Raw genomic sequence first — 15,013 nt, forward strand, 5'->3', positions numbered from 1 at the left:
TACCACCCTTGTTATTTCAATCCGAAATCACTCAAGACGTTGATATCGGAGACTGCTCCGTCTAAGCCTACTGACTCTGTCAAGTGTTCGGTTAGCTGCTCCAAAGCCCATTCCATACATGCCATTATCTGCTTGCACCAACCGCAGACTCTCTGTAAATGGTGAATATATGTACTCTTCTTTTTCATCGCAAAAATGTAATTTCATTCATTATAAATAAGCAAAAATCAAAAGTCAAAACCTACATATAATAAATCAAGAGCAATATTAACATTTCAATGAGTAAACTCAAACCTAATGTTCTTAAGGTTGAAAAGTTACTTTGAAAAGATGATGATAAATGTTTGTTTAAACTGTCATCAACATGGTCCTTTTGCTTATTTAAAGAATCAAACACCTTTCGGAAGCTGTAAGATATTTGATCAAAAAATCCACTTTTTAAAGTGATGAACGATAACCACACTAGCAAAGTGCCAGAAGCTAAATAAAATGTGATGTTAATCATGCTTAAGAAAGATATGTGCCCATAAAAGAGGAAGCTTAAAATGAAAACAAGGCCATTAGAACTAAGTAAAAGAATAAAAAATCTAATAACAATCACTCCTGCGCATTAAAACTTTACTGTACTAAAATAGCAATAAAAACATTTAATTCAAGACTTTCACTATATAAGAAAAACGAAACAAGGAACGAAGCTGTTGTTTTAATCAATTTCTTGATATCAGTTTACAATGAATCATGAAGATTGCCAATTGTATAGACAGGATTACCTCTGATTAGGTATTTAAGATCACAAAATCTCAGAAAAATAACCAAATTATTTCAATTTTTTAATAAAAATATTAAAAAACAGTGGAAATATGAAAATTTTCTTAAAAAAATGAATGCACAATTACTTATTTGCTAGTATAATAGTTCCTGTAGTTCATTTATGAAGGGGAGGTCAACAACTAGATGAAAAAGTCTAAATTTTCACTGCTTTTAGTTTTTTTATTGGTGCTGACTATTTTTGTATCTGCATGTTCAGGTAAACAAAGTAGCGACAAGGGCACTGCATCCAAAGATTCAAAACAAGAGGCTACAATTTTAGAATCACAGGAAATGCCTGCAATGGATACAATCCAAGCGAGTGATACAATCAGTTTTACGACTATGAATAACGTGTTTGAAGGTTTGTATCGTTTCAACGATAAAGAAGAATTAGTGCCTGGTATGGCTGATGGGGAACCAGTTGCTAACAAAGATAAAACAGTTTACAACATCAAAATTAAAGATGCAAAATGGTCTAATGGTGACCCAGTTAAAGCTCAAGACTTCGTATATGCATGGCAACGTGCTTTAGATCCAGAACAAAAGTCTGAGTATGGCCCATATATGATGGTTGGTAAAATTAAGAATGCTGATAAAGTATACAACAAAAAAGCAAAGCCTGAGGAACTAGGAATTAAAGCTGTAAGCGATAAAGAACTGCAAATTACACTTGAAAAACCAATTCCTTACTTCCAATCTCTGCTTTCATTCCCAACATTCTACCCAGTGAATGAAAAGTTCGTTAAAGAACAAGGTGACAAATATGCGAAGACTGCAAAGAACCTTGTATACAACGGACCATTTGAACTTTCTTCTTGGGATGGCCCACAAGCAACTACTTGGGAATACAAAAAGAATGAAGAATATTGGGACAAAAAGAACGTCTCTATGACAAAACTTACTTTTAAAGTATCTAAAGATCCACAAGCAGCTGTTAACGCATTTGAAGCGGGAGAAGCTGATATTACACCTAAATTATCAACACCTGCCATCATCTCTCAATACGAAGGTGATAAGCGGATGAAAAGATTACTAGAACCTACTGTGTTCTGGTTGAAAATGAACCAAGGAAATAAATCTTTAAAGAATGAAAACGTTCGTCGCGCAATTGCAACGGCAATTGATAAAGAAGCGTTTGTAAATGATGTGTTGCAGAATGGTTCAGTTGCTGCATACTATCAAATTCCAAAAGATTTCGTACATGATGAAAGCGGAAAAGACTTCCGTGATGGAATGCCTAAATACTTAGAAACTAATAAAGATGAAGCGAAAAAGCTTTTTGAAAAAGGGTTGAAAGAATTAGGAACGTCTAAAGTAACGCTTAATTACTTAGGTGATGATTCTGAGACAGCTAAAACAATCGGTGCTTTCATTAAAGATCAGCTCGAGAAAACTTTACCTGGCTTAGATATCAATATTCAAAGTGTTCCTTTCGCTACTCGTATTGATCGTGATAAGAAAGAGGATTACGATCTTCAGATGGCTGGATGGGGTCCAGATTACCTTGATCCGATCACGTTCTCTGACTTGTTCATCACAGGTGGCGGAAACAACCACATGGGTTACTCAGATAAAAAATATGATCAGTTGTTAAAAGATGCATCTGGCAAATTAGCTGCAAAACCTGAAGAACGCTGGAAAGCTTTACAAGAAGCTGAAAAAGTATTATTACAAGATGACGCAGCACTTTCACCAATTTATCAGAGAGCAACTAACTATCTGATTAATAACAAAGTAAAAGGATTTGTCATTCACAAAGTTGGACCTGAATTCAGCTACAAATGGATGAAAATTGAAGGATAATTAACAATCTTATAGAAAAGAGAGTGTATTCTCTGAATATACTCTCTTTTTCACTGAGAGAAATATGTCGAAATATACAGAAAAGTCAGTTTTATCAGGAGGTGCAAGTATGCTGAAATACTTAATTAGACGGGTTGCCTACATGGTTGTTACCCTCTTCATCATTGTTTCAATCACTTTTTTCTTAATGAAACTTATTCCGGGTTCTCCTTTTGTTAATGCGCAAAAGTTGTCAGAAGCTCAACAAGCTGTACTTAATGCAAAATATGGACTAGATCAGCCAATTCCTGTTCAATATTTTCATTACATGATTAATACATTCACTGGGGATTTAGGTGTTTCATTCCAATTCAACAATACCTCCGTAACAGAACTTCTTTCATATCGAGTAGGACCATCTGCTGTCCTAGGCCTTCAAGCGATTATTTTAGGAACGATTGTTGGTATCTTTTTGGGAGTAGTTGGAGCTTTAAGACAGAACACATGGGTGGATTACTCTGCTACTTTCTTGGCAGTTATCGGTAAATCAATTCCGAGTTTTGTATTCGCTGGATTACTTCAGTACTATATTGCGGTGAAATTGGGGTTATTACCAACTCAATTTTGGAATGGGTTTGAATATACAATTTTACCTACTATAGCGTTAGCAATGTTCCCTATCTCCATTTGTGCTCGTTTTATGAGAACAGAAATGGTTGAAGTACTTGAGACAGATTACATTTTACTTGCAAAAGCAAAAGGAGCAGGCTATTTTGAGATCGCATTTAAACATGCAATGAGAAATGCTTTAATACCTGTTGTCACAGTACTTGGTCCATTGACTGTTAGTTTAATGACGGGATCACTAGTAATAGAAAAAATCTTCTCAATTCCTGGAATTGGTGAGCAGTTTGTTAAAGCCATTACAGTAAACGACTACCCAGTCATCATGGGTACAACTATCTTATTTGCCGTTCTTTTTGTAGTGGTTGTATTTATTGTCGATATTCTATATGGAATTATCGATCCTAGAATTCGTGTAGCGGGAGGTAACAAATAATGAAACAGCAAGAAGAAAATATTGATAAAAGTCTGTTTGAACCCGCTGGTGTTGATACATTATCTGCTGAAAAAATTGAAAAACCAAGTCTAAATTATTGGCAAGATGCATGGCTTAGAATTAAAAAGAATAAAGCCGCTGTTGTTAGTATGGTGATTTTATTTTTAATTGTATTCATGGCGCTCGTTGGACCATTAATTAGTGGCAAAGACTTTAGTACTCAAACAACGTCTGAAGCGAACTTACCGCCGCGAATCCAAGGGTTAGAGCATGTTAGTTTCTTACCTTTTACTGGTGAAAGAACATTAAAAAATGGTGATGTGGTCAATCCATATGAACAAAAAGGGATTGAACATTACTACTGGTTCGGTACCGATAATCTTGGGAGAGATCTATTTACACGTGTGTGGAAAGGAACTCAAATCTCACTGCTTATTGCTGTTGTTGCAGCTGTGATCGATTTAATTATTGGTGTTGCCTACGGCGCTATTTCTGGTTATTTCGGTGGGAAAATTGATAATGCGATGCAGCGTATTTTGGAAGTTCTAATGGGGATTCCAAACTTAATCGTTGTCATATTAATGATTCTCGTCTTAAAACCAGGGATTATTCCAATTATTATTGCACTAAGTATTACCGGGTGGATCAGTATGGCTAGGGTCGTGCGTGCTCAAGTCATGAAGCTGAAAGAACAGGAATATGTACTAGCCGCTAGAACTTTGGGATTAAGTAACTTTAAAATTATCTTTAAGCACATGTTGCCAAACTTAACAGGTGTGATGATTATTAATACAATGTTCACTATTCCTAGTGCGATCTTCTTTGAAGCTTTCTTAAGCTTTATTGGATTAGGTCTGCAAGAGCCGCAAGCTTCACTAGGGACATTAATTGAAGATGGGTTTAAATCAATGATCGCTTTCCCATATCAGATGGTTTATCCAGCAATTATCATTAGTGTTATCATGATCGTCTTTAACCTTGTTGCCGACGGTGTGAGAGATGCACTTGATCCAAAAATGAAAGATTAGTACGGGGCGGTGATGTTGATGAATAAACAAGAAACGATTTTAAAAGTAAATGACTTAAATATTTCATTCCACACATTTGCTGGCGAAGTTAAGGCAATTCGAGGTGTGAATTTTGAATTGAAAAAAGGTGAGACGCTTGCCATTGTTGGAGAATCAGGCTCTGGTAAATCGGTAACTTCTAAATCAATCATGGGTCTGCTTCCTAAATCTAACTCCGAAGTGAAAAAAGGAGAGATTTTGTTTCAAGGTAAAAACCTAACAAAACTTTCTGACAAACAGATGCAGAAAATAAGAGGGAAAGATATTGCCATGGTCTTTCAAGATCCAATGACATCTTTGAATCCGACTATGACAATTGGTAAGCAAATTATAGAACCCATCTTAAAACATCAAAATGCAAGTAAAGAAGAAGCTAAAAAAAGAGCACTTGAGCTTTTGAGTCTTGTAGGTATTCCGAAACCAGAACAGAGGTTCAAGCAATACCCTCATCAATTTTCTGGTGGGATGCGACAAAGGGTTGTCGTTGCAATAGCTCTTGCTTGTAATCCGAAAATTTTAATTGCAGATGAGCCAACTACTGCTTTAGATGTAACCATTCAAGCCCAAATCTTAGAACTGATGAAAGATCTTCAAAAGAAGATTGAAACATCTATCATCTTTATCACACATGATTTAGGGGTCGTTGCGAATGTAGCAGATCGTGTAGCGGTAATGTATGGTGGTCAAATTGTTGAAATTGGCACCGTAGATGAGATCTTCTATAACCCAAAACATCCATATACTTGGGGATTACTGAGCTCTATGCCAAGTCTTGATGCAAAAGAGGAGAAATTGTTTGCCATTCCAGGCACGCCGCCTGATTTGTTGAATCCTCCAAAAGGAGACCCATTTGCGGCTAGAAATCAATTTGCAATGAAAATTGATTTTGAACAGCAGCCGCCTTTATATCAAGTATCAGAAACTCATTTTGCAGCTACATGGCTTTTACATCCTAACGCACCAAAAGTAGAACCTCCTGAATCAATTAAGCAAAGAATGCGACAATTTAATGCGCAAAAAGGGGGGGATCACATTGAGTGAAAAAGATGTTATTTTACAAGTGAAAAATCTTAAGCAATATTTTAATGTGGGTAAACCTAATGAAGTAAAAGCTGTTGATGATGTCAGCTTTGACATTTATAGAGGTGAAACATTGGGCCTTGTAGGTGAATCTGGTTGCGGGAAATCCACTACTGGTAGAACCATCATTCGTCTATACAATGCAACAGGTGGCGAAGTTATTTTTAACGGGCAGAATGTGCATGATAAAAAATCAACAACAGATCTTAAACAATTTAACCGAAAAATGCAAATGATCTTTCAGGATCCATATGCCTCCCTCAATCCACGAATGAAAGTTGTGGATATTATTGCAGAGGGTATCGATATTCATGGTCTTGCAAAATCAGCACAAGCACGTAAAGAGCGTGTATATCAATTGCTTGAAACGGTTGGCTTGAATAAAGAGCATGCGAATAGATACCCGCATGAATTTTCAGGCGGTCAAAGGCAGCGTATTGGGATTGCTCGTGCGTTAGCTGTTGAGCCGGATTTCATCATTGCCGATGAGCCAATCTCTGCACTAGATGTGTCGATCCAAGCGCAGGTCGTCAACTTAATGAAAGAACTGCAAGAAGAAAAGGGCTTAACGTATTTATTCATTGCCCATGACCTTTCCATGGTGAAATATATCAGCGATCGTATCGGCGTGATGTATTTTGGGAAATTGGTTGAGCTGGCACCAGCGAATGAATTATATGAAAACCCGCTTCACCCATATACAAAATCATTACTATCTGCGATTCCGCTTCCAGATCCTGATTATGAGCGTAACCGCAAACGGATTAAATACGATCCATCTGTTCATAAAGGAACAAATACGGAATTTCGTGAAGTGAAGCCAGGTCACTTTGTCAGCTGTACTGAGGAAGAATTCAAAGAGATCAAAGCAAAACAATAAGAACAGAGAAGAAGCACTGCGATATCAGTGCTTCTTTTTTTATTTTACAAAAAAACAAGTTGATGGTAATTTTTATGTAAAATGAGTAAACCAGGAGGAAATCAAATGTTGTTATGGAAGACGTTTCGCTATTCATGTCTTCACTTTTTTATCGTCACGATGCTTTTTTCAATATCTTTTTTAACGGAACCAAACGGAGGAAAGTGGATGATCGCATTTTTAGTGCTCATTTGCATCATTTCGTTTTCGGTTGAATTTGCTGTGTATCGGCGCACGAATAAACAGAAGGAAGAAGTCCGGCGTATGAAGTACCTTTATTTCATCATGTTTCAGATCGCCATGACACTTCTTTTGTTTGCTTGCTTTCAAATGCTCATGAATCGTTCGATATAAAACTTTTTTGCTTTCTCTTGAAAAAAAGTGAAACCACCAATGGCATTGCTGCGTCTTACTAGTACAGGCGTTTAAATAGCAGGAAATCGGGAATAGATAAGGAAGTGGTTCTTAACTACATCATAAGGAGCGGATCCATGAATTGGTATGAAAAGCTCAGTGAATACTTCCCGATAGAAGAAATGAAGTCAAAAGAGCATATGGAAGCTTTATTAAAGGAAAGAAGTGATATTTATCATAAAGAAGAAGGGCCTCATCATGTGATGATGTACGCTGAATTTGATTCTTTCATCTTTATTGATTATTTATTTGTTTCCAAGGATGCAAGAGGTGAAGGCCTCGGCTCAAAGCTCATTCATAAGCTGAAGGAAAAAAGAAAACCGATCTTGCTTGAGGTCGAGCCTGTAGATGAAGATGATGCAGATACTGCAAAACGCCTAAAGTTTTATCAGAGAGAGCACTTCAAGCATGCTGAATCAATTGGTTATAAACGCAGGTCACTTGCAACAAATGAAGTGAACCGCATGGAAATTCTTTATTGGTCGCCTCGTACAGATAATGAGGAAGAAATGATGGAGGCCATGAGAAAGACGTACGAAGGAATCCATACGTATAAAGACGAAGAATGGTATGGACAATCGTATGAGGATGTTGATGATGTGCTGAAGCTCGTTGAAAATAGAAAACAAAAAAATATTTTCGATCATCTCGACTAAATGAGAATGTTCAGACTTCAAACATCTGCACAAAAAGAATGAAATTGTCTAGTTTTTGTCACAAAAATTGCAAGAAAATCTGTTCACACTTACTTTTTTATAGTATAATCACTATAAAGATTACTTATTTAGAACAATTTTAATTTAAGAATACAGATCAATATTCATTCTACAAATTGAGGAGTGAAGATTTATGGTAACATTATACACATCACCAAGCTGTACATCATGTAGAAAAGCAAGAGCGTGGTTAGAAGAGCACAATATTCCATACCAAGAGAGAAATATCTTTTCTGAGCCTCTTTCAATCGATGAAATCAAAGAGATTCTTCGTATGACGGAAGATGGTACAGATGAAATTATCTCAACACGTTCTAAAGTATTCCAAAAACTAAATGTAAATGTTGAGACAATGCCGCTTCAACAATTGTATAAACTAATCAATGAGCACCCTGGTCTTCTAAGACGTCCAATTATTTTGGATGAAAAAAGACTGCAAGTTGGGTACAACGAAGATGAAATTAGACGTTTCCTTCCTAGAACGGTTCGTACATTCCAACTTCGAGAAGCTCAGCGACTTGCTAACTAATAGACAACACGAAAAGCTGCCGATCATTTGGCAGCTTTTTTTATTTATTTTCAGCCGTTTGTTCGTAAAAGAGACTGGCTAAAATAACGGTTGCGACGGTTAAAAAAGGAAGCAACAATTCAAGTGTTGTATGCTGCGCCATAAATTCATTCAGTTTTACATCACGGACAATCATTTCTCCGCCAGTAAAAGCTAAAAGGGCACTCCCTCCGTATAAAAGAATCGGAAACTTGGTTAGTGCTGCATGAATCAGCTTACTCCCCCAAATAATAATCGGAACTGAAATCATTAAGCCAAAGGCAGTGAGCACCATGTTCCCTTTAGCTGCCCCTGCAACAGCAATCACATTATCAAGTGACATAAAAAGATCTGCAATCACGATGGTCTGAACAGCACGCCAAAGCGAGCCGCTGCTTTTAATCCGAATGGATTCTTTCTTTTGTTCAATTAACAAATTGTATCCTATATAAAGGAGAAAGAGACCGCCGATAAATTGCAAATAGGGGATGGTCAATAAATAAACGGCAGCACCAGTCATGGTAATTCTCATCAGCACTGCCAAAAGTGTGCCGATCCATATGGCTTTGTTTCGTTTTTCATTTGATAAGCTTCGACTGGCCATCGCAATGATTAATGCATTATCTCCGCCTAATATGAGGTCTATGCCAATAATCATCAGTAAGGATACGATCCACTCTGTTTCCATCCAGTTCACCTCATTTCACTAAAATAGCTCGTACAACCAATATATGAAGACAATTCAAATATATGTTTCTGCAAGTTTTCTCTGCAAAAAATGCGTTTTTATTTCTTTTATTCATGTTTTATCATAAAATAGACAGTACACAGCAATACCTCATTTCTTTAAATGGTTAACATGTAGACGGAACGGGTAAAGTGTAGTAAAGTACTATTAATTGGGAGCTTGTATGTCCCTTCAACATCTTATATAGAAGGGAAGGTTGGCAAAATGGAAATCGAAAGAATAAATGAACATACAGTCAAATTTTATATTTCCTACGGTGATATTGAAGATCGCGGTTTTGACCGTGAAGAGATTTGGTATAATCGTGAGCGCAGTGAAGAGCTGTTCTGGGAAGTGATGGACGAAGTGCACGAAGAAGAAGAATTTGCAGTAGAGGGACCACTTTGGATTCAAGTACAGGCACTTGATAAAGGTCTTGAAATTGTCGTGACAAAAGCCCAACTTTCTAAAGATGGACAAAAGCTCGAATTGCCGATTCCAGAAGATAAAAAAGATCAAACAGATGAAGAAAGTTTAGATGCTCTGCTTGATGATTTTCATAAAGAAGAGCAAGATCAAGAAGATCATAATGAGAAGGACAAAAAACTTCAACTTCAGTTCGTATTGAAAATGGATGACTTTGAAGATTTGATTGCACTTTCTCAATTAAATATGCAGGATTTTACGACAAGTTTATATTCGTTTGAAAACCGTTATTATCTATATGTTGACTTCCACGAGGATTTGTCAGATGAGCAGGTGGAGAATAAGCTTAGTATTCTGCTTGAATATGCTCATGAATCAGTGGTCAGCATCTACAGACTGCAAGAATACGGTCAGCTGATTGTCAAAGAGAATGCGCTTGAAACGATTCAACAGCACTTCTCGTAACAACCAAAAGTCGATTTCTATAGAGGAATCGACTTTTTTATCTGAATGAAAAAGTAAACAAAGTGATCGGCAAGGAGAAAATGAAATGAGAAATGTAGTCAAAGTTCTATTTTTTCTTATCATTACGATAGGTGCTTATTTGATTATCCAAATTTTTGCCGGTGATCTAGCGGTAAGTGTATTAAGTTCCGTCAGTGTTCTATTCACTTTATCGATTATTTTCATCGGGTTTGTCATTTTCTTAGAAAACAGAAACCCCTCTCAAACGATTACGTGGCTTGTGCTGCTTGGGAGCTTTCCGCTTTTCGGGTTTTTGTTTTATATTTTCTTTGGACGCAATATTAAAAAGCGCAGACTTTTTGAAAAGAAAGCGGTACTAGACGAACAGCTTGTCCAGGAAGATGAACGTATCCACAGAGAAGCGATTGAAAAAATGACTCATATGGGTGACCATCAGCAGCTCTTATTTAAGCTGGCCCACAGACTTGGACATACCCCTATTACGTATCGCACATCCTCTAAAGTTCTGACCAATGGAGAAGAAACGTTCTCTCATATTTTTGAAGAGATCAAAAAAGCAACACATCACATTCATCTAGAATATTATATTCTCCGTCATGATGATCTGGGACAAGAATTAAAGGACATTTTAATCGAGAAAGCAAAAAGTGGTGTGATTGTCCGCTTTTTATATGATGATGTAGGCAGCCTAAAACTCTCCCGTCAATATATTGCTGACTTAGAAAAGGCTGGCGTGCAGATCGTTCCGTTTTTACCAGTGAGACTGCCCTTATTAAATAATAAAATCAATTTCCGAAATCACCGGAAAATCGTGGTGATTGATGGAGAAGTAGGATTTGTCGGAGGACTTAACATTGGGGACGAATATATGGGTAGAAGCAGACAATATGGATTTTGGCGTGATACCCACCTGATGATTAAAGGTGAGGCCGTTCGTGATTTGCAGCAGATTTTTATGCAGGATTGGTATTACATGACCAACGAAAGGTGCTCGGGTGTGGATTATTTTAAAGATTTCAGCCATATGGAGAGTCGAGCAGAAGGCGTACAAATGATTGCGGGTGGTCCTGATAAACAGTGGGAAGTCATTAAAAATCTTTTTTTCTCCATGATTATCTCCGCCAAAAAATCAATTTGGATTGCTTCACCATATTTTGTACCTGATGATGATATTTTGTCCGCACTGAAAATTGCTGCGTTGAGCGGAGTCGATGTGCGAATCATTGCGCCGAAAAATCCAGATAAACGCATCGTATTTCATGCGTCCCGTTCATACTTCCCCGAACTTTTAGAAGCAGGTGCGAAGGTATACGAATATGATCAAGGCTTTATGCATAGCAAGTTTATCATTGTGGATAGTGAGCTAGCATCAATTGGTACAGCAAATATGGATATGAGAAGTTTTCATCTGAACTTTGAAGTGAATGCTTTCCTCTATAAAACAAAAAGCACAGAGAAGCTGGTCAACGATTTCTTAGGTGATTTAGAGCAGTCACATGAAATTGTTCCAGAAGAATTTGCGAAGAGACCTTTGAGGGTGAGGCTGTTTGAATCAACAGCAAGATTATTATCACCACTTTTATAAAAATTGTATTTCCCCCTTTTCTAAAAGGGGGATTTTTGATTTTACTAAGGGAAAGCAGGTTGAAATCGTGTTTTGACACGTTAAAAGTTCATTTTCCATATTCGCTTTCTTGTGAGAGAAAAAGCTATAATACGGTCATCAAAGAGCAAGGGGCGAAATATATGAATGCAGCGATCATGGAGAATGGCAAGCTGGTTCGCATCACACAACATCTGACTAAAAGGCGGCTAGAGCATGTAAGAGCTACGTGCAAATTTTACTGTCCTGAATGTAGGCAGGAGGTTCTATTAAAGCTAGGTGAGCATCGTGTCCATCATTTTGCACATAAACAGCTCTCGGCATGTCCATTAGCGTCCACCGGTGAAACAGCTTATCATCAGGCAGGGAAAATGGCTCTTAAGGATTGGCTCACGCAGCTTGGATATGAGCCGTTACTAGAGAAATATGTTTCAAACATTCAGCAGCGCCCTGATGTGACCGTTGCTATCGAAAATAAAAGCTATGCCATCGAATTTCAATGTGCAAATATTTCGTGGAAAGAGCTACATAAACGAACGGAAGGTCTCCAAGCTGCGGGGCTCTATCCTATATGGATCATAGGGGCGAATCGTTTAAAACGAATGGCTGGCCAGCTCTTTTCATTCTCCTCCATTCATTGGGGAATTTTAAGGCAGTCAAAGAATAGGAGACTCATTTTTTATTGTCCGATCCAAAATAGATTCATCCACCTGGATCAACTTCTCGTGTTTCAGCCAACGAAAATATGTGCCTCAATGACCGTTAGACCGCCTTCAGCTTATCGCCAACTACCAGCACTCTTATCTGTTTCCTCGAGCAATCATCAATTGTATAAAGAGTGGCTCAAGTGTATTCGGCAATTTAGGGAGCGGCCACCCCGCATTTTAGCAAATGAAAGCAAGCGTTTAAGAACCATTTTTTATGAGCATCATCAAACAGCATGGCCATTTCTACCGACAGAATTATTTATCCCCCTGACAGAAGCATATATCTTTTCAAGCCCTGTTTATGTGTGGCAAGGATGTCTTTATGATTGGATGGTTAGAAAGGGAAAAGAACAAGTGACCATTCATCTACTTTTAAAAGAAATTAAGCGATGTGTCCAGAATAAAGAAGTGAAGCTCCGATATACCAATGTCACAATAGAAGAAATCAAAGGGGTGATCATTTCATATGTACGGGCGCTTGTGAATCTAGGGTTTTTATACATGACGAAAGAGGGTAATTATCAAGTAACGTCGAATCAAAAGCCTATACAAACAGCAGATGAAGCGATAAAACGAGATGCTTTCTTATTTCATTAGCATGTTTCATGCCCACTTTGATCATGATAAGAAAAAGGTGGTGCTGCTATTGAATAGAAAGAAACGCTTTTTTCTCATTTTTTTAGTTTGTTTGGTATTTATTTCTGCATATGATTTGACAAATATAGTTCAAAACAAAGAAGATAAATACAACACCAATTTCTTTCACTTTCCGAAAGGTTGGTTCAACACAACTCATGCAAGGGGGATTCATATGACTTCACAAAATAACAACAATCATTTACCAGACAGAAGCGAAGTAAAAGAAGAAAACAAATGGCGCCTTGAAGATATTTTTGAAAGTGTCGATTCTTGGAATAAGGAATTCGAAGCTGTAAAAAAAGAAATTCCGAAGCTCGCCCAATTTAAAGGCAAGCTGGCCCATTCTGCTGATGTCTTGTATGAAGCCCTAACATTTCAGGATCAACTTTCTGAAAAGCTTGGCAAGCTTTATACATATGCGCACATGAAATACGATGAAGATACAACAAATTCATCATTTCAGGCTTTAAATGATAAAGCATCCAATTTATTTACACAGCTGTCTAGTACATCTGCCTATATTGTTCCGGAGATTTTATCTATTCAAGAAGATAAGCTGCAGCAATTTATTTTGGAAAAAGAAGAATTAAAACTTTATTCTCACGCTCTCGAAGAAATTAACAAAGAGCGTCCGCATATTTTAAGTGAGGAGCAAGAAGCTTTATTAGCTGAAGCCTCTGAACCTTTATCAACATCATCCACTACGTTTAGTATGTTTAATAATGCAGATATTTCGTTCCCTTCTGTTAAGGATGAAAATGGAGAAGAAAAGAAAATTACTCATGGCAACTTCATTACCTTTTTAAACAGTGATGATCGTGAAGTGAGAAAAAATGCTTTTAAAGCCGTTTATAAAACGTATGATCAATATAAGAATACTTTGGCGTCTACACTCAGCGGCTCGATTAAAAAGGATAATTTTTATGCGAAAGTACGTCATTACAAATCTGCAAGAGAAGCAGCGTTATCACGCAACAGTATTCCTGAAGAAGTGTATGACAATCTAATTGATACAGTTCATCAATATTTACCGTTATTACACCGCTACATTGAATTGCGTAAAAAGGTATTAAAGCTTGATGAAGTGCACAATTATGACTTGTATACACCATTAGTAAAAGATGCTGGCATGAAGCTGACCTATGATGAAGCAAAGGATTATATGCTGAAAGGATTAGCGCCATTAGGAGAAGAATATGTTTCGGTATTAAAAGAGGGACTCGAAAATCGCTGGGTAGACGTTTATGAGAATAAAGGGAAACGAAGCGGCGCGTATTCTTCTGGAAGCTATGGTACGAATCCTTATATCTTAATGAACTGGCAAAATAATATTGATAATTTATTTACACTGGCTCATGAATTTGGTCATTCTGTTCATAGCTACTATACAAGAAAGCATCAGCCATATCCGTACGGAAACTACAGCATTTTTGTAGCGGAAGTAGCTTCTACAACAAATGAAGCATTACTAGGTGAATACTTACTGAATCATTTAGAGGACAAAAAGCAGCGCTTGTATGTGCTCAATCATTTGTTAGAAGGATTTAGAGGGACGGTATTCAGACAAACGATGTTTGCAGAGTTCGAGCACCTGATTCATGTGAAAGCGCAAGAAGGGGAGGCATTAACGCCAGAGTTTATGACGAACCTGTATTACGACCTGAATAAGAAGTATTTTGGCGAAGGTATGGTTGTGGATAAGGAAATCGGATTAGAATGGACGCGAATTCCGCATTTCTATTACAACTATTATGTGTATCAATATGCGACAGGCTATAGTGCGGCTCAGGCATTAAGTAAACAAATTTTAGAAGAAGGGAAACCTGCGGTGGAGCGCTATACAGACTTCCTTAAAGCAGGAAGCTCTGACTATCCAATCAACGTGCTGAAAAAAGCTGGTGTAGATATGGCATCGAAAGAGCCAATTGAGGCAGCATGTCAATTGTTTGAAGAAAAATTAAAGGAAATGGAAGAGCTCATCTCAAAGACTGGTGAGTAACGAGAAGACTTCTGTCAGATGTGTGAGTGCA

At 37.4% G+C, this 15,013-nt stretch carries 14 protein-coding genes and 1 other annotated feature (1 of these 15 only partly in view); of the genes, 12 read left to right on the top strand and 2 right to left on the bottom strand.

Translation table 11 applies throughout. The features are described 5' to 3' along the window. Positions 1-197 (bottom strand) — a binding site (T-box leader); it reaches 22 nt to the left of the window's first position. A gap of 44 nt (positions 198-241) precedes the next feature. After that, the gene (locus ASG46_RS15850) at positions 242-505 is read right to left on the bottom strand and encodes a DUF3899 domain-containing protein (protein ID WP_223255625.1); all 264 of its coding nucleotides are present in this window, start codon (positions 503-505) and stop codon (positions 242-244) included. A gap of 449 nt (positions 506-954) precedes the next feature. Between ASG46_RS15850 and ASG46_RS15855 the strand changes: the two genes are divergently transcribed. From ASG46_RS15855 to spxA, 8 genes are all read left to right on the top strand, one after another. Next, the gene (locus ASG46_RS15855) at positions 955-2,613 is read left to right on the top strand and encodes a peptide ABC transporter substrate-binding protein (protein WP_035392439.1); all 1,659 of its coding nucleotides are present in this window, start codon (positions 955-957) and stop codon (positions 2,611-2,613) included. A gap of 109 nt (positions 2,614-2,722) precedes the next feature. Next, a complete protein-coding gene (gene opp3b / locus ASG46_RS15860) occupies positions 2,723-3,652 on the top strand; it encodes an oligopeptide ABC transporter permease (RefSeq protein WP_035392438.1) in 930 nt (309 codons plus the stop codon). After that, complete coding sequence (opp3C, locus tag ASG46_RS15865) at positions 3,652-4,680, top strand: oligopeptide ABC transporter permease (protein WP_035392435.1); 1,029 nt, start codon at positions 3,652-3,654, stop codon at positions 4,678-4,680. The genes opp3b and opp3C overlap by 1 nt, the downstream gene beginning before the upstream one ends. A gap of 18 nt (positions 4,681-4,698) precedes the next feature. Continuing rightward, positions 4,699-5,760 (top strand): ABC transporter ATP-binding protein, encoded by a 1,062-nt coding sequence (locus ASG46_RS15870; RefSeq protein ID WP_035392433.1) that lies wholly within the window; start codon positions 4,699-4,701, stop codon positions 5,758-5,760. After that, positions 5,729-6,679, top strand: coding sequence for an ABC transporter ATP-binding protein (locus tag ASG46_RS15875; protein WP_373467165.1), 951 nt, complete (start codon positions 5,729-5,731; stop codon positions 6,677-6,679). The genes ASG46_RS15870 and ASG46_RS15875 overlap by 32 nt, the downstream gene beginning before the upstream one ends. Before the next feature lie 105 nt (positions 6,680-6,784). After that, entirely contained in the window at positions 6,785-7,072 is a 288-nt protein-coding gene (locus ASG46_RS15880; RefSeq protein ID WP_025207152.1) for a hypothetical protein, read from the top strand. A gap of 137 nt (positions 7,073-7,209) precedes the next feature. Next, positions 7,210-7,788, top strand: coding sequence for a GNAT family N-acetyltransferase (locus tag ASG46_RS15885; RefSeq protein ID WP_007499012.1), 579 nt, complete (start codon positions 7,210-7,212; stop codon positions 7,786-7,788). Between the two features lie 193 nt (positions 7,789-7,981). Beyond that, positions 7,982-8,377 (top strand): transcriptional regulator SpxA, encoded by a 396-nt coding sequence (spxA, locus tag ASG46_RS15890; RefSeq protein WP_003211421.1) that lies wholly within the window; start codon positions 7,982-7,984, stop codon positions 8,375-8,377. Between the two features lie 40 nt (positions 8,378-8,417). Here spxA and ASG46_RS15895 read toward each other — a convergent pair whose 3' ends face one another. After that, on the bottom strand, positions 8,418-9,083 hold the full coding sequence (locus ASG46_RS15895) for a TerC family protein (protein WP_007499010.1): 666 nt from the start codon (positions 9,081-9,083) through the stop codon (positions 8,418-8,420). Positions 9,084-9,347: 264 nt separating this feature from the next. Between ASG46_RS15895 and mecA the strand changes: the two genes are divergently transcribed. The 4 genes from mecA to pepF all read left to right on the top strand — a co-directional run bounded on the left by mecA (position 9,348) and on the right by pepF (position 14,982). Continuing rightward, on the top strand, positions 9,348-10,013 hold the full coding sequence (mecA, locus tag ASG46_RS15900) for an adaptor protein MecA (protein WP_008348474.1): 666 nt from the start codon (positions 9,348-9,350) through the stop codon (positions 10,011-10,013). A gap of 85 nt (positions 10,014-10,098) precedes the next feature. Continuing rightward, a complete protein-coding gene (gene cls, locus ASG46_RS15905; protein ID WP_008348473.1) occupies positions 10,099-11,619 on the top strand; it encodes a cardiolipin synthase in 1,521 nt (506 codons plus the stop codon). 161 nt (positions 11,620-11,780) lie between these two features. Then, on the top strand, positions 11,781-12,941 hold the full coding sequence (locus ASG46_RS15910; protein ID WP_045034755.1) for a competence protein CoiA: 1,161 nt from the start codon (positions 11,781-11,783) through the stop codon (positions 12,939-12,941). 214 nt (positions 12,942-13,155) lie between these two features. Next, entirely contained in the window at positions 13,156-14,982 is a 1,827-nt protein-coding gene (gene pepF / locus ASG46_RS15915; protein ID WP_282746884.1) for an oligoendopeptidase F, read from the top strand. The last annotated feature ends 31 nt before the right edge of the window (positions 14,983-15,013 follow it).

Origin of the sequence: Bacillus sp. Leaf49 (genome assembly GCF_001426125.1) — a bacterium.
Classification (GTDB): Bacteria; Bacillota; Bacilli; order Bacillales; family Bacillaceae; genus Bacillus; species Bacillus altitudinis.

Excerpts from the sequence above, each read along its gene's own strand:
- ASG46_RS15885 (WP_007499012.1), top strand. The coding sequence starts at position 7,210 with ATGAATTGGTATGAAAAGCTCAGTGAATACTTCCCGATAGAAGAAATG.
- opp3C (WP_035392435.1), top strand. The coding sequence starts at position 3,652 with ATGAAACAGCAAGAAGAAAATATTGATAAAAGTCTGTTTGAACCCGCT.
- ASG46_RS15855 (WP_035392439.1), top strand. The coding sequence starts at position 955 with ATGAAAAAGTCTAAATTTTCACTGCTTTTAGTTTTTTTATTGGTGCTG.
- mecA (WP_008348474.1), top strand. The coding sequence starts at position 9,348 with ATGGAAATCGAAAGAATAAATGAACATACAGTCAAATTTTATATTTCC.
- cls (WP_008348473.1), top strand. The coding sequence starts at position 10,099 with ATGAGAAATGTAGTCAAAGTTCTATTTTTTCTTATCATTACGATAGGT.
- ASG46_RS15875 (WP_373467165.1), top strand. The coding sequence starts at position 5,729 with ATGCGCAAAAAGGGGGGGATCACATTGAGTGAAAAAGATGTTATTTTA.
- ASG46_RS15880 (WP_025207152.1), top strand. The coding sequence starts at position 6,785 with ATGTTGTTATGGAAGACGTTTCGCTATTCATGTCTTCACTTTTTTATC.
- ASG46_RS15910 (WP_045034755.1), top strand. The coding sequence starts at position 11,781 with ATGAATGCAGCGATCATGGAGAATGGCAAGCTGGTTCGCATCACACAA.
- opp3b (WP_035392438.1), top strand. The coding sequence starts at position 2,723 with ATGCTGAAATACTTAATTAGACGGGTTGCCTACATGGTTGTTACCCTC.
- ASG46_RS15895 (WP_007499010.1), bottom strand. The coding sequence starts at position 9,083 with ATGGAAACAGAGTGGATCGTATCCTTACTGATGATTATTGGCATAGAC.
- ASG46_RS15870 (WP_035392433.1), top strand. The coding sequence starts at position 4,699 with ATGAATAAACAAGAAACGATTTTAAAAGTAAATGACTTAAATATTTCA.
- pepF (WP_282746884.1), top strand. The coding sequence starts at position 13,156 with ATGACTTCACAAAATAACAACAATCATTTACCAGACAGAAGCGAAGTA.
- ASG46_RS15850 (WP_223255625.1), bottom strand. The coding sequence starts at position 505 with ATGATTAACATCACATTTTATTTAGCTTCTGGCACTTTGCTAGTGTGG.
- spxA (WP_003211421.1), top strand. The coding sequence starts at position 7,982 with ATGGTAACATTATACACATCACCAAGCTGTACATCATGTAGAAAAGCA.